Here is a 24,900-nt window from a genome sequence, read left to right on the forward strand (position 1 = left end):
CCTGGTCGCGGGGCCTTCATCCGGAGCGTCAATCCTGGCGCTCCGTCCATTCTTGGAGATTGATATGAAATTCGTCGCTTTTGAGCGCAAGCTGCAGGGGACCGGAGCGAGCCGCCGCCTGCGCCACGCTGGCAAGGTTCCGGGCATCGTTTACGGTGCTGGCGAGCCGGCCGTCATCGAGCTGGATCACAACGCGCTGTTCCACGCCATGAAGAAGGAAGCTTTCCACAGCTCCATCCTCGACATGGAAGTGGAAGGCAAGACCACGCAAGTGCTGCTGCGTGACTTCCAGATGCACCCGTACAAGCAGCAAGTGCTGCACGTCGACTTCCAGCGCGTCGACGCCACGACCAAGATCACCAAGAAGGTGCCGCTGCACTTCGTCGGTGAAGCCGAGTCGCCGGCCGTCAAGACCGACAAGGGCACCGTGAACCACGTGCTGACCCAGCTGGAAATCACCTGCCTGGCGCAACAGCTGCCCGAGTTCATCGAAGTCGACCTGAGCGGTCTGACGATGGGTCACTCGATCCACGTGAACGACCTGAAGCTGGCCGATCACATCAAGATCGTCACGCACGGCAAGCCGAACCCGGTGGTCGCGACCCCGGTCCCGGCCGCGGCGGAAGAAGTCATCGTCGTGGCAGCTGCCCCGGCCGACGACAAGAAAAAGAAGAAGAAGTAATTTCTTCCTCTCCGGACGCTGGCCTGACGAGGTCTGCGTTCGTTGCCGGGAGGCCCCCTTCAGGGTGGCTTCCCTCCAAAGAAGGCCCCGCTCGCGGGGCCTTCTGCTTTTGAGCTCGACACTGATAATCGCGCCCCATGATTCGTCTCTTTGTCGGCCTGGGCAATCCCGGCCCTGAATACGAGGACACCCGCCACAACGCCGGGTTCTGGTGGATCGATGCGCTGGCGCGCGGCCTGAAGGTCACGCCGCAGCTGGACACCAAGTACTTCGGCCTGGTCGCGCGCGTGAACGATGCACCGGGCGCCTCCGGTCCGATCTGGCTGCTGCAGCCGATGACCTACATGAATCTCTCGGGCAAGTCGGTGGCGGCGCTGGCGCGCTTCTTCAAGATCGCGCCGGAGGAGATCCTGGCGATCCACGACGAGCTCGAGATCGCGCCCGGAGAACTCAAGCTCAAGCAGGGCGGCGGCAACGCTGGCCACAACGGGCTGAAGGACATGCAGGCCCAGCTGGGCAGCGGCGACTTCTGGCGCCTGCGCCTGGGCATCGGCCATCCGGGCCACAAGGGCGAGGTCGCCGGCTACGTGCTGCGCAAGCCGCCGGTGGCCGAGCGCCAGGCGGTCGAGGACTGCATCGGCAAGTCGCTCGAGGCCTTCAAGCTGATGACGGGCGGCGACATGGCCAAGGCCGTGGCGCTGCTGCATGCCAAGCCGCCCCGGCCCAAGCCGCCCAGACCTGCCAATCTGCCCGCCAATCTGCCGACGACCCTGCCGCCCAAGCCCGGTGCCGCAGGCGCCGCGCCGACGGCTGGCGCCCCGGTTGCCGGCACGGTGGTGACCGCGGCCTCGACGGCCGCAGCCATGGCAGCCGCTGCAATCCCTGCCCCTGGTCCTGTGCCTTCCCCGGCAGTTCCCCCTGCCCCACCCCCTATCCCCGGAGACTGACATGCCCGCGCGCGCCGCCCTGATCCTGACGACTGCTGTTCTGGTCCTCATGCTTGGCGCGGCGAACGCGCAGGACGTGCCCAAGGCGCCCCCGCAGCAGGAGCGGACCTTCGGCTTCTACCGCTGCGGCCCGGAGGGTCAGGACTTGCGCGACAGCCCCTGCCCCGAAGGACAGGGCCGCAAGGCCGAGGTCCCGAAGGACCCGGTCGATCCCAAGGAGGCCGACGCCGCGCGCAAGCGCACGGCCGCCGAGACGCGCGACCTGGCCGCGCGCGAGCGTGAGCGCGAACGCCAGTCGGCGAAGGCGCCGCCCAAGGCCGCCGGCATCGACGGCCGCCTGCCGGGACAGCGCGCCGCGAAGCCGGCGAAACCCGCGGATCCGAAGAAGCCCAAGCCCAAGGATCCGAAGAAGCCGCCGAAGAAGAAGCCCAAGGTGCCGAAGTCACCGGATGGCGCGCTGCAGCCCAAGCCCACGACGAGCGACAGCACCACGACGCCCGCAGCTCGCTAGAATGCGCGCCGTTGGTGCTCGTGCGGACATTGCGTCCGTGCAGTTAAACGGGAATCAGGAAGTGGTCGCATCCCCGATGCGCGAACCAACCTGAGCTGTCCCCGCAACGGTAAGTGGCCGCCGGTCGCGCGCCCGGGATCCTGAAGAGGGAACACCGGGCGGCAGCCGGCACTGCCTGTCCCCACGTCCACTGGCGCCTCTGCGCTGGGAAGGACACAGGCAGCGGCCACCAGCCCGGATACCGGCCAACAGGTGGCGTCTCCAGCCGATCGCGCGACGCGTCCTTCGTGAGCTTTCACAAGGACGACCCGACGACGAGCCGGCGACGCCGTTTCTCAGAGGCCCTGCGGGTGAGCAGGCGTCTGAACTCCGTCGTTGGTCCGTTCCTCATGCTTCCGTTCGTTTCGCGCGCGCGCGCTGGTGCCCGCTCGCTGCCTGCCCTCACCCCGATGGCGCTCGCCCTGTCGACGCTCCTGGCGCTCCCGGCGCTCCCGGCGCTCGCGGCGTTCTCCACGGCCGCGGCCGCGGCCGCGCAGTCCGCCCCCTCCTCCGCTTCCCCCGCGGCCTCCCCCACCGTCAGCCCTTCGAGCCGGCTCGACGACGTCACCGTCACCGGCACGCGCAGCCCGATGAAGCTGTCCGACGTCGCGGCCGACCTGACCGTCATCAACCGCGACACCATCGAGCGCCAGGGCTTCGGCAACATCGCCGCGCTGCTGCGCAACGTCGCCGGCCTGCAGATGACCAGCAACGGCGGGCCGGGCAATTCGACCTCCGTCTTCGTGCGCGGCGCCGAGACCCGGCACACCGTGGTCCTGATCGACGGCGTGCGCGTGGACGGCCAATCCTCCGGCGGCGCCAGCTGGCAGAACCTGCCGGTCTCGCAGATCGAGCGCATCGAGGTCCTCAAGGGCCCGGCCAGCGCGCTGTACGGCTCCGACGCCATCGGCGGCGTGGTGCAGATCTTCACGCGCCGGGGAGCGGGCCGCACGCAGCTGGACCTCGGCCTCGGCGGCGGCAACCTCGGCCAGGTGAAGGCCGACGTCGGCATCAGCGGCGGCACGGCGGACTTCGACTACGCCGGCTCGCTCGCGCTGGATCGCGGCACCGGCTTCAACGCCTACCTGAACACGGCGGCCCGGAGCTACAACCCCGACGCCGACGGCTGGCGCAACTACAGCGGCAGCCTGCGCCTGGGCGGTCGCGTGGCCGACGGCCAGCGCCTCGAGTTCATCGGCTTGAAGAGCCGCACCAACGCCGGCTACGACGCCGGCAAGAACGCCGACGACCGCGGCATCACCGAGACGCTGGCGGGCAAGCTGAGCCTGAACTCCACCTGGTCCTCCGCGCTGTCGACCCAGCTGTCGGCGGGTCAGTCCGAAGAGAACTACGAGACCAAGCCGAGCTCGCCCTACCTGACGAAGACGCGCATCCGCAGCGCCTCGCTGCAGGGCTTCTACCGGATCAACGAGCAACATCAGCTCAACGCCCTGCTGGAGCGTCGCGAAGATCGCCTGGTCAACACCGACCTCGTCGGCGGCGGCAAGGGCGACCGCGACCAGAACGCGCTCGGCCTGAGCTACCTCGGCACGCTCGGCGCCTTCAGCCTGCAGGCGCACGGCCGGCATGACGACGACAGCGAATTCGGCGGCATCGACACCGGCAGCCTGGCGGCGGGCTTCAAGATCGGCGGCGGCTGGCGCGTGACGGCCTCGGCCGGCAATGCGTTCCGGGCCCCCACGCTCTATCAGCGCGGCAGCGTCTACGGTCCCGACACGACCAAGGCCGGCGTGGAGGCACTCCGCCCCGAGCGCGCGCAGAACCGCGAAGCCGGGCTGGCGTGGGCGCAAGGGAACGTCGACTTCTCGGTCACGACCTTCCACAACCGCGTCACCGACCTGATCGCCTTCGGCGCGGCGGGGACCTGCCGCTCGACGACCGGCTGCTACAGCAACGTCGCGCGCGCGCTGCTCAAGGGCACCAGCCTCAAGGGCGGTGCGCAGCTGGGTCCGGTGAACCTGAGCGCCACGGCGGACTTCCTCGACCCCACCGACGCCAACACCGGCCGCCAGTTGCAACGCCGCGCCAAGCGCTTCGGCACGCTGCGCGCCGAGACCACCCTGCGCGCCTGGACGCTGGGCGCGAACGTCGTCGGCTCGGGGCAGCGCTTCGACGATGCCGCCAACAAGACCCGCCTGGGCGGCTACGGCCTGCTCAACCTGGACGCGCAATACGCCTTCGCGAAGGACTGGCGCCTGCAGCTGAACGTCGACAACGCCTTCAACCGCGACTACCAGACGGCGAACTTCTACCAGCAGGCGCCGCGCACCTGGTTCGTCACGCTGCGGTATTCGCCGTCGCTGTAATCCGACGCGGCGGGCCCAGGCGGTAAGGTCTGTCTCTCGGCGTCAATGCCTGGCTTTCACTGGAGATTCCGGATGTCCGCTCATCAACTGATCATCGGCGGCCAACGCAGCGGCAAGTCGCGCCACGCGGAGCGCCTCGCGCTGCGCTGGGCGCGCACGCCGACGCACCGGGTCACCGTCATCGCAACCGCCGAGGCCCATGACGACGAGATGCGCGAGCGCATCGCGCGCCATCGCGCGGACCGCCCGGCGGGCTTCGACACCCTCGAAGCGCCGCTGCGCCTGTGCGAGGCGCTGCGCGCCGCGGCCTCGCCGCAGCGATTGATCGTCGTCGACTGCCTGACGCTCTGGCTGACGAACTGGCTGATGCCGATGGACGGCGCGCCGCGTCTCGACGACTGGCGCACCGAATGCGCCGACCTGCAGCGACTGCTGCCGCAACTGGCGTCGCCCGTCGTCTTCGTTTCCAACGAGGTCGGTTGGGGCGTGATGCCGATGGGTCGCGAGGTGCGCGCCTATGTGGACGAGCTGGGCTGGCTCAACCAGCTCGTCGCGCGGCAGTGCGCCGAGCTCACCTTGATGGTCGCGGGACAGCCATGGACACGGCCCGTCGAGGACCCGGACGGCGCCGGCCAGACCACCGACACGGCGAACAAGGCGAACGAAGCGAACGAGGAGCACAACGGATGACGTCGATGGAACGCTGGATGCGAGGCGCGATCAGGATCGCGGCGGGTGGCGCGATGCTGGGAATGCTCGCGACCTTCTCGACCTTCGCGACGACCGCGATCGCCGCGCCGATCACGCTGAAGGACGACCGCGGCCACACGGTCACGCTGCCCGATGTGCCGCGACGCATCGTCAGCCTGTTGCCCTCGCTGACCGAGACCATCTGCGAGCTCGGCGACTGCGCGAAGGTCGTCGGCGTGGACCGCTTCTCCAACTTCCCGGTGAGCGTGCAGAAGCTGCCGCGCCTGGGCGGTCTCGACGACACGAGCATCGAGGCGCTGGTGGCGCTGAAGCCGGACGTCGTGGTGCTGGGCGTCTCCGCGCGCGTCATCGACCGGCTGGAGGGCCTCGGCCTGAAGGTCGTCGCGCTGGAGCCCAAGAGCATGAACGACGTCCAGCGCGTGCTGGGCAAGATGGGGCAGATCCTCGGCAAGGAGGACGACGCGCGCCGGTTGTGGAACCGCGTCGACGGCCACATCGCGCAGAGCGCCGCGACGCTGCCTCCGGGCGCGCGTGGCCTCAGCGTCTACTACGAGGTCGACGCCGGCCCCTACGGCGCGGGCACGGCGTCCTTCATGGGCGAGATCCTGACGCGTCTCGGCGCGAAGAACATCATCCCGGCCGAGCTCGGTCCCTTCCCCAAGCTCAACCCCGAATTCATCGTCCGCGCCGATCCGCAGGTCATCATGGTCGGCCAGCGCAACGCGGCGGGACTGCCGCAACGACCCGGCTGGCCCGCGATCCGCGCGGTCAAGAACCAGCGGATCTGCGTCTGGATCCCGTCGGAGTCCGACGTGCTCGTCCGCCCCGGCCCGCGCATGTCGGAGGCCGCGGCGCTGATGGCGCGTTGCCTGCGTGAGGCGGCGGCCGGCCCCGTGCCGCTGCCGACGGTGCCCTTCAACGCGCCGCCCGGGGGCATGCGCTGATGCGGCCCTCCTCCCTGCTCTCCCCCAAGACGGCGGCGCAGCTGACGGCGCTGCTGCTGCTCGGCGCCGCCCTGCTGGCGCTGGGCCTGGCCATCGGCAGCATGGGATGGAGTCCGTGGACGGAGAGCAGCGACACCATGCGCATGATCCTGTGGGACATCCGCGCGCCGCGCTCCATCGGCGCGTGGCTCGCCGGCGCGCTGCTGGCACTGGCCGGCGCGATCGCACAGGGCCTGTTCCGCAACCCGCTCGCTGATCCGTACCTGCTGGGCTGCTCCGCGGGCGCGTCGCTGGGCGTCGCGGCGCTGCTCTTCGTCATGGGCGTCTCGCCCGCCGCGGCCGCGCTGGCGCTGCGCGTCGGCATGACCGGCGCAGCCTTCGTCGGCGCCATCGGCGCCGTGCTGCTCACGCTCGTGCTCGCGCGCGGCGTCACGCAGAGCCTGCGACTGCTGCTGGCCGGCGTGGTCGTCGGCGTGGTGCTGGGCTCCGGCTCCGCGCTGCTGACGCTGATGAATCCCGACATCCTGCGCGCCATGCAGGCCTTCATGCTCGGCAGCACCGGCTATGTCGGCTGGAGCGCGGTGCAGGTCATGGTCGTCGCGATGGGGCTGTGCCTGCTGGTCGCGCTCGGCTGCAGCCGCACGCTCGATGCGCTGACCTTGGGCGAGGACACCGCGCGCTCGCTCGGACAGCGGCTCACGTTGATCCGACTGCTCCTGATCGCCGCGCTCTCGCTGGCGACCGGCGCGGCAGTCGCGCAATGCGGACTGATCGCTTTCGTCGGCCTTGTCGCGCCTCACCTCGTGCGCAGCTGGGGACCGACCACCCACGGCGCGCTGCTGCTGCTCTCGGCGCTGACGGGGGGTGCGCTGCTCCTCGCCGCCGACATCGCCGCGCGCTGGGTCATCGCGCCGCAGGAACTGCCGGTGGGCATCATCACCGCCCTGCTCGGCGGCAGCTATCTGCTGTGGCTGATGCACCGGCGCAAGGCGCACTTCGGCGGCACCGGAGGTTCGCGATGAGCGCGGACGCCGTGGATCTCGGCCACGTGCCGTCGCTGCGCATCGACCTGAAGTCGCTGTCCCTCAGCCATCGCCCCGTGCTTCACGCACTGAAGCTGGCACTTGCGCCACGTGCATGGACGGCGATCGTCGGCCCGAACGGCGCGGGCAAGTCGACGCTCTTGCGCGCGATCGCGGGCCTGTTGCCTTTCGACGGCACCTTGACCCTCGACGACAAGCCCTGGACGGCCTGGCCGGCAAAACAGCGCGCGCGGCAGGTCGCGTGGCTCGGCCAGAACGAAGCGGCCTCGGAAGATCTCACGGCCTACGACATTGCGATGCTGGGTCGGCTGCCTCATCAGCCCTGGCTGGCGCCGGCCAGCGCCGCCGATCACCAGGCCGTCGAGCACGCGATGCGCCAGACGCAAAGCTGGGACTGGAAGGACCGCGCGCTGGGCAGCCTGTCCGGCGGCGAGCGGCAGCGCGTCTTGCTGGCGCGCGCGCTGGCGGTACGCGCGGGCGTGCTGCTGATGGACGAGCCGCTGGCCCACCTGGATCCGCCGCATCAGAGCGACTGGGCGCGCATCGTGCGCGAGCGTGTCGCGGCGGGTGGCGCCGTCGTCAGCGTCCTTCATGAGCTCAACGTCGCCCTGCAGGCCGACACGCTGGTGGTGATGGATGGTGGTCGCATCGTCCATGAGGGTGCCCCGCACGACGCGACGACGCACGACGCGCTGCAGCGCGTCTTCCACAACCGACTGCTGATCCTTCAAGTGCAAGGCCGCTGGGTCGCGCTCAATGAATGAACTCCCGATGACTGCCTGCCCAGCCTTCCTGATCAGTGCGCCGGCTTCCGGCCAGGGCAAGACGAGCGTGACTGCGGCGATGGCGCGTGCGGCGCGCCGGCGCGGATTGCGCGTGCGTGTCTTCAAGACGGGGCCGGACTACCTGGATCCGATGGTGCTGGAGCGCGCGAGCGGTCACACGGTCTACCAGCTCGACCTGTTCATGGGGGGCGAGGCGCATTGCAGACAGTTGCTCGCGAGGGCGGCGGAGAGCGCCGACCTGATCCTGGTCGAGGGTGTGATGGGTCTCTTCGACGGCAAGCCGAGCAGCGCGGATCTGGCGACGACGTTCGGGTTGCCGGTGATCGTGGTGCTGGACGCATCGGCGATGGCGCAGACCTTCGCCGCCTTGGCGACGGGACTGGCTCGCTTCCGCGATGACATCCAAGTTGCCGGCGTGATCGCCAATCGTGTCGGCAGTGATGCGCACGCGCGCATGGTGGGTGAAGGTCTTCCCGACGACCTCCCGCTGATTGCCGCATTGAAGCGCGATGCAACGCTGTCCCTTCCCGAGCGGCATCTGGGTCTGGTGCAGGCCTTGGAGCTTCCGGACATCGACAAGCAGTTGGAGGCGTGGGCGAACGCGTGGGAGGTTGGCGCGCTGCGGGACATTTTCCAGAGCGGATCGAAGACCGACGGGCGGTGGCCCCTTTTCGGAGGTCAAGGAGGGAATTCAGTTGCCGGCAGGCAACTGAAGGAGGGACACGGAGAAAAGGGGCCACCGCCCGTCGGTCTTGCGCTCGATCGTCCGTTGGAGGGGCGGCGCATCGCCGTCGCCAACGACGCGTGTTTCTCCTTCATCTACCCGGCGAATCTTGATGTGCTGCGCGAGCTGGGCGCGGATGTCCGAGAGTTCAGTCCGATCGCGGGCGAAGACCTTCCCGAATGCGACGCCTTGTGGCTGCCCGGCGGTTACCCCGAGCTGCATGCGCGGACGCTCCGCGCGCATCCGCGCTTCTTCGGCGATCTTGCGTCGCACCTGTCAGCTGAGAAGCCGCTGCTTGCCGAATGCGGCGGGATGCTGGTGCTGCTTGACGAGTTGAGCGATGCCGACGGCGGTGCGCAGGCGATGGCGGCGCTGATGCCGGGCCGCGCGGCGATGCAGAAGCGGCTGGCCGCGCTGGGGCTGCAGACGATCGCCTGGCCCGAGGGCGAGCTGCGGGGCCACACCTTCCACTACTCCGCGATGGAGACGCCGCTCACCCCCATCGCCACAGCGACCAACCCCAACGCCGGCCGCGCCACCGAGCGCCTGTATGCCGTCGGCTCGCTGCGCGCGAGCTACGTCCACCACTACTTCCCGTCGAACCCGGGTGCCATCGCCGCGTTCTTCGGCGGCACCGATTCATTCTCCAAGCTCTGAGCCCACCGACCATGTTCCTCGAATCCGGATTCGCCCACATTGCGCAGGCCCTGTTGTGGCCGGTGCTGATCCTTGTTGCCCTCGGCTTTGTCTACGCGCTGTGGACGGCGGGCGCCACGCTGATGGAGGCCGTGCAGCGCCGCCAGCCCGGCTACCGTCAGTTGAAGGTGCATGCGACGAGCAACCTGGAGACGCTGGAGCTCCAGATCGTCCGCAGCCTCGAGGCGCCGCGCCTGCTGGGCCGCGTCGCCCCGCTGCTGGGCCTGATCGCGACGATGGTCCCGCTCGGCCCGGCGTTGCAGAGCGTCGCCGCCGGCCAGGGTCAGGCGGCGCTGGCGGTGTTCAGCTCGGCGTTCTCGGGCGTCGTGCTCGCGCTGGCGGCGGCCGCCATCGCGCTCGTCGTGTACTCGATCCGTCGCCGCTGGCTGCTGGCCGAGCTGCTCGCCATCAAGACCGAACAGGGCTGGGCATGAGCGCCGGCCGCCGCCTCTCCATCCTCGCCGAAGAGGATGACGACCCGATGCTGTCCGCGGTGAACCTGGTGGACGTGTTCCTGGTGCTGGTCGTCGCGCTGCTGACCGCCGTCGCGCTGCAGCAGCAGTCGCACGCGGACGAAACGGTGATCCGCAACCCCGGCCAGCCGGGCATGGAGATCGTCGTGCGCAAGGACGGCCAGGAGATCAAGTACCGCGGCAACGGCGGCAGCGCCGAAGGCCAGGGCGAGCGCGCCGGCGTCGCGTACAAGTTGAAGGACGGCTCGATCATCTACGTGCCCGAGGCCGGGGAAGCGCCCAAGCCATGAGGATCGCGTCCCTGCTGGCGCGCGGCCTCGCGGTCGCGGTCCTGTCGCTGTGCGTGCCGCTCGTCGCGAGCGCCGCGAACGCGTCGTCCCGCGTGCTGTTCCTCAGCGTCGACATCACGCCGGCCGCCAAGCATGCGCTGCTGGAGCGCGAGGGCAAGGCCCTCGGCTTCGAGGTGCGCCAGATCGAGTACCCGCTGCGCGGCGCGCCGGTCGACAAGGATCCGGCGCTCGATCGCGCGTTGCGCGAAGCGGACCTCGTCTGGATCGACATCCCGCATGCCACCGCGGAAGCGCGGCTGCATCAGATCCTCGACGCCGCGCTGCAGCGCGCCGCCCTGCCCGCCCCGCGCGTGCTGTGGATTCCCGCGGGCGAGCCTGCCGCGAGCGATCGCAGCCTGCGCGCATATCTGCAGGCCGGCGGTCCGGCCAACACGCGCGCGGCCTTCGCGATCGCGCGGGCGCAACTCGATGGCAAGCGCGCACCCGACCTCGGCCCGCCGCAGTTGATCCCGCAGCGCGGCGTCCACTATCCCGGTGCTCCGAAGCTCTTCGCCGACGCGGCGGAGTTCCGCGCCTGGGCCGCGCAGCAAGGGCTGCGCGGCGAGCCCGTCGCCATCCTGCTGCACCGCTATCACTTCGTGCAGGGCAACACCGAGTGGCTGGACCGCTGGCTCGCGATGTTCCGCAAGCAGGGCCTGCTCGCCTACGCCGCCTTCAGCGGCCAGCTCAGCGACAAGCCCTTGTCGGAGCTGCTCGAGCGCGACGGCCAGGTGCAGGCGCGCGTGATCGTCAACCACAGCCTGCTGCCGCAAGGCGCGACGCTGCAACCCACCTTCGAGCGCTGGGGCGTGCCGGTGCTGCAGACGCAGCCGTATCGCCAGGATGAAGCCGCGGTGTGGGAAGGCAGCGAGACCGGCCTCGCGCAGGCCGACATCCCGTTCTACTTCGCGCAGCCGGAGGCGGCCGGGCTCATCGATCCGGTCGTCGTCGTCGCGCATCCGAAGCGCGGCGAGCCCGAGCTCATCGAGCGTCAGGCCGCCAGCGTCGCCGGCAAGGCCGCGCGCTGGGTCGCGCTGCAGACCAAGGCGAACGCCGACAAGCGCCTGGTCGCCTTCGTCTACAACTACCCGCCGGGCGGCAGCAACTTCGGCGCCTCGTTCCTCAACGTGCCGCGCAGCCTGGCGCGCGTCAGCACCGGACTCAAGGACGCGGGCTACGGCGTCACGCCGATGGCGGAGGCCGACTGGATCTCCGGCCTCAAGCCGCTGCTGTCCGCGTACTACCCGGGCACCGATCTGCAGGCGCTGCTCGATGCCGACCAGGCCGAGGCGCTGCCGCTCGCGCGCTACACCGCGTGGTTCGACGCGCTGCCCAAGGCCGTGCGCGATCCCATCGTCGCGCGCTGGGGCACGCCGGCCAGCAGCCGCTACGTCCTGCGCGTGCGCGGCGAGCCGGTCTTCGTGATCCCGCGCCTGAAGCTCGGCGCGCTCACCGTGCTGCCGCAGCCGCCGCGCGAGGAGACGCTGCGCAACGGGCAGGACCCGTTCATGCATCGCAGCAAGACGCCGCTGTCGCACCACTACCTCGCCACCTACCTGTGGGCGCGGCAGGCGGACGCGATCATCCACTTCGGCACGCACGGCACGCAGGAATGGGCGCCGGGCAAGATCCGCGGGCCCGATGTGATGGATCCCGTGTGGCTGCCGCTGGGCGACACGCCGGTGATCTATCCCTACATCGTCGACAACCTCGGTGAGGCACTCACCGCCAAGCGCCGCGGTCGCGCGCTGATGGTGAGCCATCGCACGCCGAGCTTCGCGCCGGCCGGGTTCAACGCGCAGATGGCCCACATGCATGAGCTGATGCACGAGTGGGAAACTGTCGATCCCGGTCCGACCCGGCAAGGGTTGGAGCGGCAGATGATCCAGCAGTTCGTCGAGCACAACCTGCATCGCGACCTGGGCTGGAGCGCCGAGCAGATCGCCGCCAACTTCAGCGGCTATCTGGAGTTGCTGCATCCGTATCTGGATCGGCTCGCGCAGAGCTCGCAACCCCAGGGGCTGGCGGTGTTCGGCGTCGTGCCTGATGAAGACCAGCGTCGCGGCTCGATCCTGCAGCTGCTGCGCGTGCCGCTGATCGAGGCGCTCGGCGAAGACATCGACGAGGCCTTCCTCATCAACCATGAGGGCGTGGCGAAGGCACGGCCGGCGCGCTGGCTGGACCTCGCGCTGAAGGACGCGGACGCAGCGAGCCACCTCGATCTACGTCCTTCCGCCTGCATCGCGGCCGGCACGGCGGCGGCGGCATCGGCCGCTTCCGCAGTCGCGGCGGAGCTCAAGCACGCAGCCTCCTCACCCGGCACCGCCGCGAGCGCTCCCCTGGTCACCTGCGGCGACGGCTTCGTCCCCAACCGCGCCGCGCGCAAGCCGATCGACCAGGCCGCGCTGTACCAACTCGCGCTGCGCGCGCAGGAGATGTCGACGCGGCTCTCGACCGAAGGCGAGATGCCCGGGCTGCTGCGTGCGCTCGATGGGCGCTTCATCCCCGCGGCCTACGGCGGCGATCTGCTGCGCAATCCGGAGAGCCTGCCGACGGGCCGCAACCTGACGGGTCTCGATCCGAATCGGCTGCCCACGCGCCAGGCCTTCGAGGCCGCGCAGGCGCTGTTCAAGCGCTGGTACGAGGAGCAGGCCAAGGCCGGCACCGCGCCTCGGCGGCTCGCGCTGTCGCTGTGGGCGGGCGAGACGCTCCGCCATCAAGGGATCATGGAAGCGCAGGCGCTGGTGGCGCTCGGCGCCACGCCGGTGTGGGACGCGACCGGCCGGCCGACCTCGATCAAGCTGCTGAGCCCGAAAGAGCTCGGCCGTCCGCGCGTGGACGTGCTGCTGTCGATCACCGGCTCCTACCGCGACCAGTTCCCGGCGTTGATGAAGCTGATCGACCAGGCGGTCGCCGCGGCCGGCGATGCCGAGTCCGACAACGCCATCGCCAGCAACAACCGCGCGATCGCGGGTGAGCTCCGCAAGGTGGGTTTGAAGCCCGCGCAGGCGCAAGCGCTGGCGCAGGCACGCGTGTTCGGCAACCCGGCCGGCGACTACGGCACCGGCATCGCGGATGCAGTGCAGGACAACGGCCTGAAGGGCAAGGACGGCCAGACCGATCCGCGCCTGGGTCAGCTCTTCCTGTCGACCATGAGCCAACCTTACGTCGATGGCGAGCCGCTCAGCGTGCCCCCGGCGCAGGCGCAGCAGGCGCTCGGCGCGCACCTGCGCCACACCGACGCGGCGCTGATGTCGCGCAGCAGCCACCTGTACGCCATGGTCAGCAGCGACGATCCGTTCCAGTACCTCGGCGGCCTGGCCGCGGCGGCGAAGGTCGCGGGCAACACGACGGGCGTCGCCCTCCACGTGAGCCAGTTGCAGGACGCCGCCGAGCAGCACACCGAGACCGCCGCGCAGGCGATCGCGCTGGAGATGCAGAGCCGCTACCTGCACCCCGGCTGGCTGAAGGCGCAGCAGGCCGAGGGCTGGTCCGGCGCGCTGCAGGTGCTCAAGGCGGTGCAGTACAGCTTCGGCTGGCAGAGCATCGCGCCGGGCACCGTGCGGGCGGACCACTGGCAGAGCTTCTACGACGTGCTGGTCAAGGACAGGCACAAGCTCGGCGTGCCGGCGTGGCTGAAGCAGAACCCGCAGGCCTATGCGCAGGCGCTGGAGCGCCTGGTCCAGGCCGACCGCATGGGGTACTGGAAGCCGGATGCGCGGACGAAGCAGGAGATCGCCTCGCTGTACCGCGACCTGACGAAAGCGGCGCCGCTGAACAACGAGCTGGCTTCGGTGCGCCGCTGGACGGCGGATCAATTGCCGCAGGACGTGCCGGCCTTCCAGCCGGCGTCACCCGTCGCGCCGCAGCCGGCCAACAAGGCGCAGAAGCCTGCGGAACGGCGCGCGACTCCCGCCGTGCCGCCGGTTCCGACCGTGCGTGGTCTCGCGCTGCAGCGCGTGCCCGAGCCCCCGAAGCCGACAACGGCCGCGCCGACGGCAGAGCGCCTCGAACAGGCGCTCGCCTGGATCGCGATGGCGCTGCTCATGTGCGCCGGCGCCATCTGGCAATCGCGCCGATCGAATGCGCCACATCGAGCGGGCCTGCATTTCCATAACGACAACCACCTGATCCCACGGGGAGCCGCTTGAACTCGAACAACAGGATCACCGTGATCGCAAGCGCGATCGCACTGCTCGCGGGCGCCGCCCATGCGCAGGACGCCAACAAGCTCGACACCGTCCGCATCAGCAGCCGCGCGCAGCTCGGCGAAGCCGAAAGCGCCTCCGAGGGCGAGGTCGGCGTCGAGCGGCTGGCGCTGCGTCCGCTGCTGCGCCCGGCCGAGCTGCTGGAAGCAATGCCCGGCATGACCGTCACGCAGCACAGCGGCGACGGCAAGGCCAACCAGTATTTCCTTCGCGGCTACAACCTCGACCACGGCAGCGACTTCGCGACCTTCGTGCTCGGCATGCCGGTGAACATGGCGAGCCATGCTCACGGCCAGGGCTACATGGACCTGAACTTCCTGATCCCGGAGCTGGTCGACAGCCTGCGCTACCGCAAGGGCGCGTTCAACGCGGAGGACGGCGACTTCGCGACGACCGGCGCCGCGCGCATCGGCTACCTGAGCGAGATCGAGCGCCCCTTCGCGCAGGTGACGGCCGGCCCCTACGGCTACCGGCGCGCGCTGAGCGCCGGCAGCGCGAAGGTCGGCGGCGGCTGGTCGTTGCTGGGCGCGGTCGAGGGCAGCGTCTACGACGGCCCGTGGGACCAGGCCGAGGACCTGCATCGCCGCAACGCGGTGCTGCGCCTGACGCGCGGCGACGAGCGCAACGGCGCGCACGTCGACCTGCTGAGCTACAGCGCCGCCTGGCGGGCCAGCGAGCACGTGCCCGAGCGCGCCATCGACAGCGGCGAGATCGGCCGCTACGGCACGCTGCTGGCCAACGATGGCGGCCGCACGCACCGCCACAGTCTGAGCGGCGGATTCGCCTACAACCAGGGCAGCGGCCAGTGGACCGCCGACGCCTGGGTGGTGGACTACGCGCTGAACCTGTTCTCCGCGCCGTCCGGCTTCATCAACGGCCCCGACGGTGACCAGCACGAGCAGGCCGATCACCGCAAGCTCTGGGGCGGCTCGCTGAAGCACCAGCTGCCCGCCGCGTGGCTGCCCGCCGACCAGCAACTGACCTGGGGCCTGCAATGGCGCCACGACAAGATCGGCACGCTCGGCCTGTACGACACCGTCGACCGCGTGCGCACGCACACCGTGCGCGAGGACCGCGTCAGCCAGGACAACGCGGGCGTCTTCGTCGAGCTCGGCAGCCGCTGGACCGACTGGCTGCGCAGCACCGTGGGCGCGCGCTGGGACACGATGCGCGCGACGGTCTCGCCGACCGCGGGCGAGTTCAACATGGACAACGGCGGCAAGGCGAGCCAGTCGCAGTTCAGCCCGAAGCTGGGCCTGATCGCGCGCGTCGCGGCGGACACCGAGGTCTACCTGCATTGGGCACGGGCCTTCCGCTCGAACGATGCGCGCGGCGCGACCTCGACGACGAATCCCGCCGACGGCAGCGAGGTCGACCGCCTGCCGCTGCTGGCGCGCACCAAGAGCACGGAGCTGGGGCTGCGCACCAAGCCCGTCACGGGTTGGACCACCAGTCTGGCGCTGTGGCAGGCCAACCTGGCCTCGGAGCTGGTCTTCGTCGGCGACGAGGGCGTGACCGAAGCGCGCGGTGCGTCCAAGCGCGTGGGGCTGGAATGGTCCAACGACGTGCAGGTCGGCCGCGACTGGCTGATCGACGCGGACGTGGCCTGGTCCCGCGCCCGTTTCGTCGAGGCGACCGAGACCGAGTTCGGCAGCGGCAAGCGCGTGCCCAATGCGGTGCCGTGGTCGGCGTCGATGTCGGCCAACTGGGCGCCGGCGGGTCCGTGGTCCAGCGGCTTCAAGCTGCGGTACCTGGGCGCCTACGCGCTCGAGGAGACCGGCACGCAGAAGTCCAAGGCCGTGTTCACCGCCAACTGGCGTCTGGGCTACCAGCTCAGCGACCGCTGGCAGCTCGGCCTGGACGTGCTGAACCTCTTCGACACCAAGGCCAACGACATCGAGTACTGGGGCGCCGCCTGCACCCGGGCCGAGGGCGCGGGCTGCAACAACGGCGAAGGCATCAACGGGCGCCTCGTGCATCCGATGGAGCCGCGCACCTTCCGTCTCAGCCTGCGCGCGCGGATCTGAACGCATTCATCGGAGCATCGACATGGAAATCGAAAAACCGCCCGTCGACCGGGTGCGCATCATTCCCGACGGCGAACGCCGCGGGCTGGTGATCGTCCACACCGGCAACGGCAAGGGCAAGAGCACGGCGGCCTTCGGGCTGGCGCTGCGCGCACATGGGCGCGGCAAGCCGGTCCACATCTACCAGTTCATGAAGGTGCCGAGCGCGCGCTTCGGCGAGCACCGGCTGTTCGAGCAGATCGGCGTGCCCATCGAGGGTCTGGGCGACGGGTTCTCGTGGAAAAGCAAGGACCTGGACCATTCGGCGCAGCTCGCACGCGACGGCTGGGAACGGGCGAAGGCCACGATCCTGGCCGGCGAACACTTCCTCGTCGTGCTGGACGAGATCATGTATCCGCTGCGCTATGGATGGCTGCCGCTGGAGCCGGTGCTGGAGACGCTGCGCGAGCGGCCGTCGCAGGTGCACGTCTGCCTGACCGGGCGCAACGCGCCTCAGGAATTGATGGATCTGGCAGACACGGTGACGGAAATGACAATGGTGAAACATCACTTCAAGGCAGGAGTGCCGGCCCAGCGAGGAATCGAAGACTGACGAGGACGCTCATGACGGCAGAATCCGCCCACTCGTCGTTGCAAATGCTCGCAGTAGCGCCGCTACTGCTCCGCTTTGCGCCTAGATTGGACGGATTCCGCCGCCCTGCTCGCCCTCGTCAGCGCGCTTGCTGACATCCTTATTCTGAACTCCATGTCCTGGCTGCTCGCCCTCGCGATCCCCATCGCACTGCTGCTCGACCGCTGCTTCGGCGAGCCGCCCGCCGCCGTGCATCCGGTCGTCGGCATGGGCCGTTTCCTGGGGCTCTTCGGCGACCGGCTCTGCGCGATGTCGCCGAAGGCAGCGTTCATCGGCGGTGCGCTCGCGTGGACCGCAGGGATCGCGCTCTCGGCCGTCACCGCGTGGGCGATCGAGCATGCGGTCATCGTCGGGCTCGAACCATGGTTCGGCGGCTGGCGGCTCGCGGTCGCGGCGCTGCTGCTGGGACTCGCGCTGAAGCCGATGCTCGCGTGGCGCATGCTGCGCGACGAGGTCGCCGCCGTGGACACCGCGCTCGCACGATCGCTCGACGAGGGCCGCGCGCAGCTGTCGCGCCTGGTCAGCCGCGACACGCGGCAGCTCTCCGCGCTCGAGGTCCGCGAGACCGCGATCGAGACACTCGCCGAGAACCTCAACGACTCCGTCATCGCGCCGCTGTTCTGGTTCATGGTCGCCGGCCTGCCAGGCGCGGCGGTCTACCGCTTCGCCAACACGGCCGATGCGATGTGGGGCTATCGCGGCCGCTGGGAATGGGCCGGCAAGTGGGCCGCGCGCGCCGACGACGTGTTGTCCTGGATCCCGGCGCGCCTGACCGGACTGGCGATCGTCGCGCTGCGTCCCGCGCTGCTCGCGCCGCTGCTGCGCGAGGCCACGCGCACGCCCTCGCCCAACGGCGGCTGGCCGATGGGCGCGATGGCGCTGCGGCTCGGCCGCGCGCTGAGCAAGCCCGGCCACTACCGGCTCAATCCGTCCGGCAGCGACGTCGTCGCCGAGGACATGCTCACCGCCCAACGGCTCGCCGCCCGCGCGATGCTGGGCCTCGCCGCGCTGCTGGCGCTCGGTACCGCCGCACTGCGCGGCGGATTCGCACGATGACTCGCTTCCCATCGCTCACGCACGGCGGCACCGATGCCGGGCCGCCGGTGCGTCACGACTTCTCGACCAACGCCCACCCGCTCGGCCCGCCGCCGGCGGCGCTCGACGCGGTGCTGCGCGCCGACCGGCTGCGTTACCCCGACCCGACCTACGCCGCGCTGCGCGCCCGCCTGGGCGACTGGCACGGCGTGGAGCCCGAACGCGTGCTGCCCGCCTCCGGCGGCTCGGAAGCCATCCGCCGCCTGACGCTCGCCGCGATGCTGTCGGGGGTCACGCGCGTCTGCGTGCCGCAGCCCGGCTTCGGCGACTACGCGGCGGCGGCCCACGCGCTCGGCCTGCAGGTGACCGGCTACGACGACGCGTTCGAGCTCGCCGACGCGCTGACCTTGCCCTCGCTGGTGTGGGTCTGCGATCCCAACAACCCGACCGGCGCGAGCTTCGGCCCCGCCGAGTGGACGGCCGTGGCGCTGGCGCTCGGGCAGAGCGGCTCGCAGCTCGTCGTCGACCAGGCCTACGACGCGCTGCGCCTGGCCGGCGGCTGCGCGCTCCCGCAGCCCATCGCCGACGGGGCCTGGCGGCTGGTCTGTCCCAACAAGGCCTTCGGGCTGACCGGCGTGCGCGGCGCCTACCTGATCGGTCCGCGCGACGGCCTCTGGATCGATCGCGTCGAGGAGCTCGCGCCGAGCTGGGTGCTGTCGTCCGAGGGTCAGGCCTTGCTCGAAGCCTGGACCACGCCGTCCATCCGCAACGAACTCGAAGCCTCGCTGCCGCTGCTGCGCGAGTGGCGCGAAGCGCAGTGGACGCGCATGGCCGCGATGGGCTTCGACCAGATCGACGGCGGCATCGCCAACTTCTGGCTCGCCGCCCTGCCGTCGCCGTGGCACGGCATGCCGGAGCCGCTGCTCGAAGGCCTGCGCGCGCTCGGCATCAAGCTGCGCGATGCGACGTCGTTCGGACTGCCGGGGCTCGTGCGCGTGTCGGTGCAGGCGCCGGAGGCCGTCGACGCGCTGGCCGCCGCGATGCTCACCTTCGGCGGCCACACGCCGCTGCCGGCACCGCCGTCGCGCCATGGCGCGTTCGACACGACGCATCCGTTTGGAGAAACGCTGTGAGCGGTCCTGCGTCGGATGATGTCAGCCGGACCGCCAAGCGCGGGCTCTCCACGGGGCATGGGGGATCCCTCCAGGACCCCCAAGCCCCATTCCGGCCCCAGGGTGACTCGTTGACCCCGGAGGGGGTGGCCGGGCGGGGTCGGGGGCGGGGGCGGGCCGTCATGGTGCTCGGCACCACGAGCGGCGCGGGCAAGAGCTTCCTCACCACGGCGCTGTGCCGCTGGTATGCGCGGCAGGGGCTGCGCGTCGCGCCGTACAAGGCGCAGAACATGAGCAACAACGCGCGCGTGGTGCCAGGTCTCGATGGTCGGCAGGGCGAGATCGGCTCGGCCCAGTACTTCCAGGCGCTGGCCGCCCGCGCACGGCCCGACGTGCGCATGAACCCGGTGCTGTTGAAGCCGGAGAAGGACACCGCCTCGCAGGTCGTCGTGATGGGCGAGGTCGACGAGGCGCTCAGCCGCGCGCCGTGGCGCGAACGCAGCGAGGCGCTGTGGACGCGCGCACGCGGCGCGCTGCACGAGCTGCTCGACGAGAACGACGTCGTCGTCATCGAGGGCGCCGGCTCGCCCGCCGAGATCAACCTGCACAGCAGCGACTACGTGAACATGCGCACCGCGCGCGAAGCCGGCGCCGCCTGTCTGCTGGTCACCGACATCGACCGCGGCGGCGCCTTCGCCCATCTGTACGGCACGCACGCGCTGCTGCCGGCGGACGAGCGCGCGCTGATCCGCGGCTTCGTGCTGAACCGCTTCCGCGGCGACGCCGCGCTGCTGTCGCCGGGCCCGGAGATGCTGCAGCAGATGACCGGCGTGCCAACGCTCGCGACGCTGCCGATGTGGCGCGGCCACGGGCTGCCCGAGGAGGACGGCGTCTTCGACGACCGCACGACCGGCGGCCTTGGTGCAGGTGGGGTCCATGGCGGCGGACGCGGCGTGATCCGCGTCGCCGTGATCGCCTATCCGCGGCTGTCCAACCTCGACGAGTTCCAGCCGTTGCGCAATCTGCCGGACGTGCGCCTGAGCTGGGTCCGCACGCCGGCCGAGCTCGACGGCGTGGACTGGATCATCCTGCCGGGGTCGAAAGCGGTGGCGTCCGACCTCGCCTGGCTGCGCGCGCAGCGGCTGGACGTCGCGGTCGCGGCGCACGCGGCCGCCGGCCGGCGGGTGCTGGGCATCTGCGGCGGGCTGCAGATGCTGGGCGAGGCGCTGGTCGATCCGCACGGGCTCGATGGCAACGCGCCGGGCCTGGGCCTGCTGCCGCTGGTGACGCTGTTCGAGCGCGAGAAGCTGCTGCGCGAGGCCGAGTGCCGCTTCGCGCCGTCGCTGGACGCGCCGTGGTCGTCGCTGAACGACGAAGTGGCCCGCGGCTACGAGATCCACCATGGCCGCACGGCGCAGCACCCCGGCCTGCCCGCGGCGCGGCCGGTGCTGTTCGACGGCCTGGGCGAGCCGGTCGGCTGGCAGCACGGGCCGGTGCTCGGCCACTACCTGCACGGCCTGTTCGAGGACGACCGTGTGCTGGCCGCGCTGTTCGACCGGCCGGCGCGTCCGCTCGACCAGGTCTTCGACGAACTGGCCGATTACATCGACCGCCATTTCGCGCCCGGCGTGCTGATGGGCCTGCTGTCCCCGTCGCCGCCCTCTCTTCCTTCCCCTTGATGTCCCGAGAAGTCCCATGACCAAGCAAGACCTGATTCCCTCGATCCCCTCGTTGCACGATGCGGCGCTGGCATCGGCGCTGCAGCACCGCATCGATCGCAAGACCAAGCCGCTGGGTTCGCTGGGCCGGCTGGAGGGCCTGATGCTGCGTCTGGGGATGATCCAGGGCACGGAGCAGCCCAAGCTGGTGGACCCGCAGATGATGGTCTTCGCGGCCGACCATGGGCTGGCGGCGCACGGCGTGTCGGCCTTCCCGTCGGACGTGACCTGGCAGATGGTGGAGAACTTCCTGGCCGGCGGCGCGGCGGTCTCCGTGCTGGCGCGTCAGCACGGGCTGCAGTTGAGCGTCGTCGACGCCGGCGTGCGCCACAGCTTCGAGCCGCGCCCGGGCCTGCTGATCGCGAAGATCGCGATGGGCAGCCGCGACATGCTGGAGGGCCCGGCGATGACGGTCGACGAGTGCGCGACCGCCATCGCCGCCGGCAAGACGCTGCTGCAGAAGCGGCCGGGCAATGCGCTGCTGCTGGGCGAGATGGGCATCGGCAACACCTCGTCGGCGGCGCTGCTGCTGTCGCGCCTGGGCGGATTTGCGCTGGCCGATTGCGTGGGCCGCGGCACCGGCCTGGACGACGCGCAGCTGCGTCACAAGCTGGGCGTGCTGGCGCGCGTGCTGGAGAAGCATCCGCGCGCGATCGAGCCGCTGGCGGCGTTGGCCGCGCTGGGCGGGCTGGAGATCGCGATGATGGTCGGCGCGGTGCTGCAGGCGGCGCTGGAACGCCGGGTGATCGTCGTCGACGGCTTCATCACCGGCGCGGCAGTGCTGGTGGCCGCCAAGTTGCAGCCGGCGGTGCTGGAGCGCTGCATCTTCGCGCACCGCTCCAACGAGCAGGGCCACCGCCTGATGCTGGATACGCTGCAGGCGCAGCCGCTGCTGGATCTGGGCCTGCGCCTGGGCGAAGGCTCCGGCGCGGCGCTGGCCTGGCCGCTGCTGGAATCGGCCTGCCGCGTGCTGGGCGAGATGGCGAGCTTCGATTCGGCGGGCGTGAGCGACAAGACCTGACGCCGCTTCCGCGAGCGGTCAGGCGGGCAGCCGACGCTATGCTCGCGGCTCCACAAGGATTCGAACCGCCATGTCCAACACTGAGCGCTCGTTGCTCGACACGCTGCGCGCGTTGGAAGTCGAGCTCCACCACCCCGGCGTGCGTTGCAGCGCCGAGCGGCTGTCGCAGCTGCTGCACCCGGACTTCCACGAGGTCGGCCGCTCCGGCCGCCAGTACGACCGCGAGACCATCATCCGCTGGCTTGCCGACGACCAGGAGCCGCCGAAGGTCGTGCCGGACGAGTTCCGCATCGCGCCGCTCGCACCCGATGCGGCGTTGCTGACCTACCGTTCGGCGCATCGCCAGGAAGACGGTTCGCTGGTGCATCACACGCTGCGGTCCTCGCTCTGGCTGAAGACGGCGGAGGGGTGGCAGATGCGATATCACCAGGGGACGCCGGCGGCACAAACCTGGTGAGGCGCACCGCCACCACGCACGTCGTGGTGCACGCGCGCACGATCCGCGTGCGACGCCGGGTCAGGGGACATGGGCGCGGAAGTGGACGAAGGTCACGTCCCGGGAAGGCCGATGGGCGCTAGATTCGCGGCGGCTCCGCGGCTGTCCAGAGAGGCGGGGTTGGCCGGGTCCAGCCGGTCGTTGTACCGACTCCCCGCTCCTCCCATGATCGATCCCACCGACTTCGCCGCGCCCTTCGGCGACCTGCCCGTTCCCGAGTCCCTGCTCGCGCTGCTGCGCTTCCAGAATGACATCGGCGATGGCAACTACTCCGCCGCGCTGACGCTCACCGACGACGACCACGACGGCCTGCGATACGGCTGGTCGGAGGATCCCGCCTTCCTGTCCCGGCTGATCCCGTTCGCGCGGGCGACCGCGTCGGGATCGTTCTACGCGCTGTGGAATCCGGACCCGTCGCAAGCGCTGGTGCCGGACCGCTGGCCGGTGGTGGCCTTCGGCGATGAAGGCGGCGAATGGATCGTCGCGCGCGACGTGCGCGAACTGCTGCGCGTCAGCAGCTGCGATGTAGAGCCGCGCATCGACTTCGACCGCATCCACTACTTCCGCAGCGAGCATCACTACCGCAAGAGCGAGGGGCTCGACGCCTACATCGACTGGCTGCGGGCGCAGCTGCAGCTGGCGCCGGTCGACGATCCGGAGGCGATCCTCGAGGCCGCTCAGCGCGCGTGGCAGGACGAATTCGAACGGTGGCTCCAGCCGTTCCTGCAAGGATGAGGCCGCGCGCGGCGGTCTGCGTTCAGCCCGGAACCGTCGTCAGCAGTGCCTCGGCCAGGCGTTCTATCTCGCCGCGCATCGCGAGCCGTTCCAGCCACCGCGGGGGAATCGCCGATGCGCCGTAATGTGCGCCTGCCAGTTGCCCCGCGATCGCAGCGACCGTGTCGGCATCGCCCCCAAGATTGGCAGCGGTCAGGATCGTTGCCTCGAAGGAGGACGATCGCGCGAAGCACCACATCGCCGCTTCGAGCGAGTCGATGCAGTAGCCGGAACTTCTGATCTGGTCGACGCTCTTGTCGCACAGCGACGGATCGGCAGCACTGAGGACCGTCGCGCTCAGGTGCGCATCGCGTGAGGTGGCCCACAACGAGGCCTTCGCGTCGCCGTCGATGGCGCGGGCCAGCAGGTCCGCGAACAGCTCGCACGCGTCGACAGCCTCGACGGCGGCATGGGTGGTCATCGAGCTCAAGCGGGCGTTCCGTCGGAGCGCCGCGCGGTCCGACAGGAAATGCAGCGCCACCGGCGCCAGCCGCATCAACGAGCCGTTGCCGGCGCTGCGTGGATCCGTGTCGCCCGCGTACGGGTCGCCCGAGACCTGGTAGCGCTGCAAGGCCTTGGCGGTGGTGAGGCCGATGTCAAAGCATTCACCGGTACTGCTCAGATAACCCCATTGCCACCAGTTGACGTAGCGGTTCATCTGATCGACCGGATCGAATCCGTCGCGATGGACCAGGCTGGTCGCGAGGCACAGCGCCATCGACGTGTCGTCCGTCCATTGCCCGGCGGCGAGCGAGAAAGGGCCGCCGCCCACCATGTCGGTGACCGGCGCGAAGCTGCCGCGCGCTTCGAACTCCACGGTGGTGCCGACAGCGTCGCCGCAGGCCAGCCCCAGCAAGGCGCCGAGCGCCCGATCGCGGCGAAGCGCTTGTGTCGATGTCGTCATCTCACTCTCCCTGTCGCGGACTGAAGGTCCGCGGGAACACCACCGCGCTCTTGCGGTCCCGCAGGCGATAACCCATCGCGGCGCGCTTGGCGTCGCCGGCCATCGGTCCGGCCTCCTCCAGGAACCCGGCCGCGAGCATCCGCGTCCGGAAACCGCTCTTGTCGACCGGCCGGCCCAGCACGACCTCGTACATCCGCTGCAGCTGCGGCAGCGTGAAGACCTGCGGCAGCAGGAACGCCGGCAGCGACGTGTACTCGACCTTGCCGCGCAAGCGTTCGACGGCAGTCTTCAGGATCGCCGCGTGATCGAAGGCCAGACGGGGGCGCTTGAGCAGCGTCTCCACCTCGAACCAGCCGACGTCGGCGGCGTTCGCGCCTTTGGCCAGCGTCACGCCGTCGGCGGGCATCAGCGCGAAGTACACATGGGTCGCCGACCATCCGCGCGGATCGCGGTCCCTGCCGCCCCAACTGCCGAGCTGCTCCAGATACGGACTGGCGACGCCGGTCTTCTCCGACAGCTTGCGACGCGCGCAGGCCTCCAGATCGCGGTCGCGATCAACGTCCACGAAACCGCCCGGCAGCGCCCAGCGGCCGGGGAACGGCTCCTCGTCCTTCGAGGGCCGCTGCACCAGCAGGACGCGCAGCTGGTCCTCGAGCACCGAGAAGATCACCACGTCGACCGTCGTGAACGGCAGTGGAAAAGCCGGTGGAGAAGGGGCCATCGCCGGCGCGGGCTGTGGTTTCCGGCGCGAAGCATCGGTCGT

21 protein-coding genes, 1 pseudogene and 1 riboswitch are annotated in these 24,900 nt (G+C 70.3%); of the genes and pseudogenes, 20 read left to right on the forward strand and 2 right to left on the reverse strand.

All coding sequences use genetic code 11. The features are described 5' to 3' along the window. The first annotated feature begins 64 nt into the window (after positions 1-64). The 20 genes and pseudogenes from AC07PR_RS16965 (at position 65) to AC07PR_RS17060 (ending at position 23,194) form a co-directional block, all read left to right on the forward strand. Entirely contained in the window at positions 65-682 is a 618-nt protein-coding gene (locus tag AC07PR_RS16965) for a 50S ribosomal protein L25/general stress protein Ctc (protein WP_377160706.1), read from the forward strand. A gap of 137 nt (positions 683-819) precedes the next feature. After that, positions 820-1,425, forward strand: a pseudogene (gene pth, locus AC07PR_RS16970) (aminoacyl-tRNA hydrolase); the annotation flags it as partial. A gap of 205 nt (positions 1,426-1,630) precedes the next feature. After that, a complete protein-coding gene (locus tag AC07PR_RS16975; protein ID WP_377160704.1) occupies positions 1,631-2,140 on the forward strand; it encodes a hypothetical protein in 510 nt (169 codons plus the stop codon). After that, a riboswitch (cobalamin riboswitch) is annotated at positions 2,136-2,404 on the forward strand. (Overlaps the previous gene by 5 nt.) A 125-nt stretch (positions 2,405-2,529) precedes the next feature. Next, entirely contained in the window at positions 2,530-4,506 is a 1,977-nt protein-coding gene (locus AC07PR_RS16980; RefSeq protein ID WP_495135976.1) for a TonB-dependent receptor domain-containing protein, read from the forward strand. A 72-nt stretch (positions 4,507-4,578) separates the two neighbouring features. Further along, on the forward strand, positions 4,579-5,196 hold the full coding sequence (cobU, locus tag AC07PR_RS16985) for a bifunctional adenosylcobinamide kinase/adenosylcobinamide-phosphate guanylyltransferase (protein ID WP_495135977.1): 618 nt from the start codon (positions 4,579-4,581) through the stop codon (positions 5,194-5,196). A gap of 5 nt (positions 5,197-5,201) precedes the next feature. Then, a complete protein-coding gene (locus tag AC07PR_RS16990) occupies positions 5,202-6,161 on the forward strand; it encodes an ABC transporter substrate-binding protein (RefSeq protein ID WP_483109288.1) in 960 nt (319 codons plus the stop codon). Next, positions 6,161-7,183: a FecCD family ABC transporter permease gene (locus AC07PR_RS16995; RefSeq protein ID WP_377160694.1), complete on the forward strand. Its 1,023-nt coding sequence runs from the start codon at positions 6,161-6,163 to the stop codon at positions 7,181-7,183. Before AC07PR_RS16990 ends, AC07PR_RS16995 begins: the two co-directional genes overlap by 1 nt. Next, positions 7,180-7,968 carry an ABC transporter ATP-binding protein gene (locus AC07PR_RS17000; RefSeq protein WP_377160691.1) on the forward strand — a complete coding sequence of 263 codons (789 nt, stop codon included), beginning with the start codon at positions 7,180-7,182 and terminating at the stop codon, positions 7,966-7,968. Before AC07PR_RS16995 ends, AC07PR_RS17000 begins: the two co-directional genes overlap by 4 nt. 7 nt (positions 7,969-7,975) lie before the next feature. Continuing rightward, positions 7,976-9,370 carry a cobyrinic acid a,c-diamide synthase CobB gene (locus AC07PR_RS17005; RefSeq protein WP_495135978.1) on the forward strand — a complete coding sequence of 465 codons (1,395 nt, stop codon included), beginning with the start codon at positions 7,976-7,978 and terminating at the stop codon, positions 9,368-9,370. An 11-nt stretch (positions 9,371-9,381) separates the two neighbouring features. Further along, a complete protein-coding gene (locus tag AC07PR_RS17010; RefSeq protein WP_495135979.1) occupies positions 9,382-9,843 on the forward strand; it encodes a hypothetical protein in 462 nt (153 codons plus the stop codon). Next, positions 9,840-10,172: a DUF2149 domain-containing protein gene (locus AC07PR_RS17015; protein WP_377160685.1), complete on the forward strand. Its 333-nt coding sequence runs from the start codon at positions 9,840-9,842 to the stop codon at positions 10,170-10,172. Before AC07PR_RS17010 ends, AC07PR_RS17015 begins: the two co-directional genes overlap by 4 nt. After that, on the forward strand, positions 10,169-14,362 hold the full coding sequence (cobN, locus tag AC07PR_RS17020) for a cobaltochelatase subunit CobN (protein WP_495135980.1): 4,194 nt from the start codon (positions 10,169-10,171) through the stop codon (positions 14,360-14,362). Before AC07PR_RS17015 ends, cobN begins: the two co-directional genes overlap by 4 nt. Next, positions 14,359-16,446: a TonB-dependent receptor gene (locus AC07PR_RS17025; protein WP_495135981.1), complete on the forward strand. Its 2,088-nt coding sequence runs from the start codon at positions 14,359-14,361 to the stop codon at positions 16,444-16,446. Before cobN ends, AC07PR_RS17025 begins: the two co-directional genes overlap by 4 nt. 22 nt (positions 16,447-16,468) lie before the next feature. Beyond that, a complete protein-coding gene (gene cobO / locus AC07PR_RS17030) occupies positions 16,469-17,038 on the forward strand; it encodes a cob(I)yrinic acid a,c-diamide adenosyltransferase (protein WP_377160677.1) in 570 nt (189 codons plus the stop codon). A 153-nt stretch (positions 17,039-17,191) separates the two neighbouring features. Next, the gene (gene cbiB / locus AC07PR_RS17035; RefSeq protein ID WP_495135982.1) at positions 17,192-18,133 is read left to right on the forward strand and encodes an adenosylcobinamide-phosphate synthase CbiB; all 942 of its coding nucleotides are present in this window, start codon (positions 17,192-17,194) and stop codon (positions 18,131-18,133) included. Beyond that, positions 18,130-19,245, forward strand: a complete 1,116-nt coding sequence (locus AC07PR_RS17040) for a pyridoxal phosphate-dependent aminotransferase (RefSeq protein ID WP_495135983.1) — start codon at positions 18,130-18,132, stop codon at positions 19,243-19,245. The genes cbiB and AC07PR_RS17040 overlap by 4 nt, the downstream gene beginning before the upstream one ends. A 161-nt stretch (positions 19,246-19,406) precedes the next feature. Further along, positions 19,407-20,903: a cobyric acid synthase gene (locus tag AC07PR_RS17045; protein WP_495135984.1), complete on the forward strand. Its 1,497-nt coding sequence runs from the start codon at positions 19,407-19,409 to the stop codon at positions 20,901-20,903. A 16-nt stretch (positions 20,904-20,919) separates the two neighbouring features. Next, entirely contained in the window at positions 20,920-21,963 is a 1,044-nt protein-coding gene (gene cobT, locus AC07PR_RS17050; RefSeq protein ID WP_483107669.1) for a nicotinate-nucleotide--dimethylbenzimidazole phosphoribosyltransferase, read from the forward strand. A gap of 70 nt (positions 21,964-22,033) precedes the next feature. After that, positions 22,034-22,420 (forward strand): nuclear transport factor 2 family protein, encoded by a 387-nt coding sequence (locus AC07PR_RS17055; protein ID WP_495135985.1) that lies wholly within the window; start codon positions 22,034-22,036, stop codon positions 22,418-22,420. Between the two features lie 204 nt (positions 22,421-22,624). Next, positions 22,625-23,194, forward strand: a complete 570-nt coding sequence (locus AC07PR_RS17060) for a hypothetical protein (protein ID WP_495135986.1) — start codon at positions 22,625-22,627, stop codon at positions 23,192-23,194. 22 nt (positions 23,195-23,216) lie between these two features. On the opposite strand, the gene AC07PR_RS17065 is transcribed toward AC07PR_RS17060, so the two are convergent. Both AC07PR_RS17065 and AC07PR_RS17070 read right to left on the reverse strand, forming a co-directional pair. Continuing rightward, positions 23,217-24,137 carry an ADP-ribosylglycohydrolase family protein gene (locus AC07PR_RS17065; protein ID WP_495135987.1) on the reverse strand — a complete coding sequence of 307 codons (921 nt, stop codon included), beginning with the start codon at positions 24,135-24,137 and terminating at the stop codon, positions 23,217-23,219. A gap of 1 nt (position 24,138) precedes the next feature. Next, positions 24,139-24,858, reverse strand: coding sequence for an NUDIX hydrolase (locus AC07PR_RS17070; protein ID WP_495136262.1), 720 nt, complete (start codon positions 24,856-24,858; stop codon positions 24,139-24,141). Positions 24,859-24,900 lie beyond the last annotated feature (42 nt).

Source organism: Roseateles sp. GW821-FHT09H11, from assembly GCF_059415845.1.

Coding starts and splice junctions, on each gene's coding strand:
- AC07PR_RS16965 (WP_377160706.1), top strand. CDS start 65: ATGAAATTCGTCGCTTTTGAGCGCAAGCTGCAGGGGACCGGAGCGAGC.
- AC07PR_RS16975 (WP_377160704.1), top strand. CDS start 1,631: ATGCCCGCGCGCGCCGCCCTGATCCTGACGACTGCTGTTCTGGTCCTC.
- AC07PR_RS16980 (WP_495135976.1), top strand. CDS start 2,530: ATGCTTCCGTTCGTTTCGCGCGCGCGCGCTGGTGCCCGCTCGCTGCCT.
- cobU (WP_495135977.1), top strand. CDS start 4,579: ATGTCCGCTCATCAACTGATCATCGGCGGCCAACGCAGCGGCAAGTCG.
- AC07PR_RS16990 (WP_483109288.1), top strand. CDS start 5,202: ATGGAACGCTGGATGCGAGGCGCGATCAGGATCGCGGCGGGTGGCGCG.
- AC07PR_RS16995 (WP_377160694.1), top strand. CDS start 6,161: ATGCGGCCCTCCTCCCTGCTCTCCCCCAAGACGGCGGCGCAGCTGACG.
- AC07PR_RS17000 (WP_377160691.1), top strand. CDS start 7,180: ATGAGCGCGGACGCCGTGGATCTCGGCCACGTGCCGTCGCTGCGCATC.
- AC07PR_RS17005 (WP_495135978.1), top strand. CDS start 7,976: ATGACTGCCTGCCCAGCCTTCCTGATCAGTGCGCCGGCTTCCGGCCAG.
- AC07PR_RS17010 (WP_495135979.1), top strand. CDS start 9,382: ATGTTCCTCGAATCCGGATTCGCCCACATTGCGCAGGCCCTGTTGTGG.
- AC07PR_RS17015 (WP_377160685.1), top strand. CDS start 9,840: ATGAGCGCCGGCCGCCGCCTCTCCATCCTCGCCGAAGAGGATGACGAC.
- cobN (WP_495135980.1), top strand. CDS start 10,169: ATGAGGATCGCGTCCCTGCTGGCGCGCGGCCTCGCGGTCGCGGTCCTG.
- cobO (WP_377160677.1), top strand. CDS start 16,469: ATGGAAATCGAAAAACCGCCCGTCGACCGGGTGCGCATCATTCCCGAC.
- cbiB (WP_495135982.1), top strand. CDS start 17,192: ATGTCCTGGCTGCTCGCCCTCGCGATCCCCATCGCACTGCTGCTCGAC.
- AC07PR_RS17040 (WP_495135983.1), top strand. CDS start 18,130: ATGACTCGCTTCCCATCGCTCACGCACGGCGGCACCGATGCCGGGCCG.
- AC07PR_RS17045 (WP_495135984.1), top strand. CDS start 19,407: ATGGTGCTCGGCACCACGAGCGGCGCGGGCAAGAGCTTCCTCACCACG.
- cobT (WP_483107669.1), top strand. CDS start 20,920: ATGACCAAGCAAGACCTGATTCCCTCGATCCCCTCGTTGCACGATGCG.
- AC07PR_RS17055 (WP_495135985.1), top strand. CDS start 22,034: ATGTCCAACACTGAGCGCTCGTTGCTCGACACGCTGCGCGCGTTGGAA.
- AC07PR_RS17060 (WP_495135986.1), top strand. CDS start 22,625: ATGATCGATCCCACCGACTTCGCCGCGCCCTTCGGCGACCTGCCCGTT.
- AC07PR_RS17065 (WP_495135987.1), bottom strand. CDS start 24,137: ATGACGACATCGACACAAGCGCTTCGCCGCGATCGGGCGCTCGGCGCC.
- AC07PR_RS17070 (WP_495136262.1), bottom strand. CDS start 24,858: ATGGCCCCTTCTCCACCGGCTTTTCCACTGCCGTTCACGACGGTCGAC.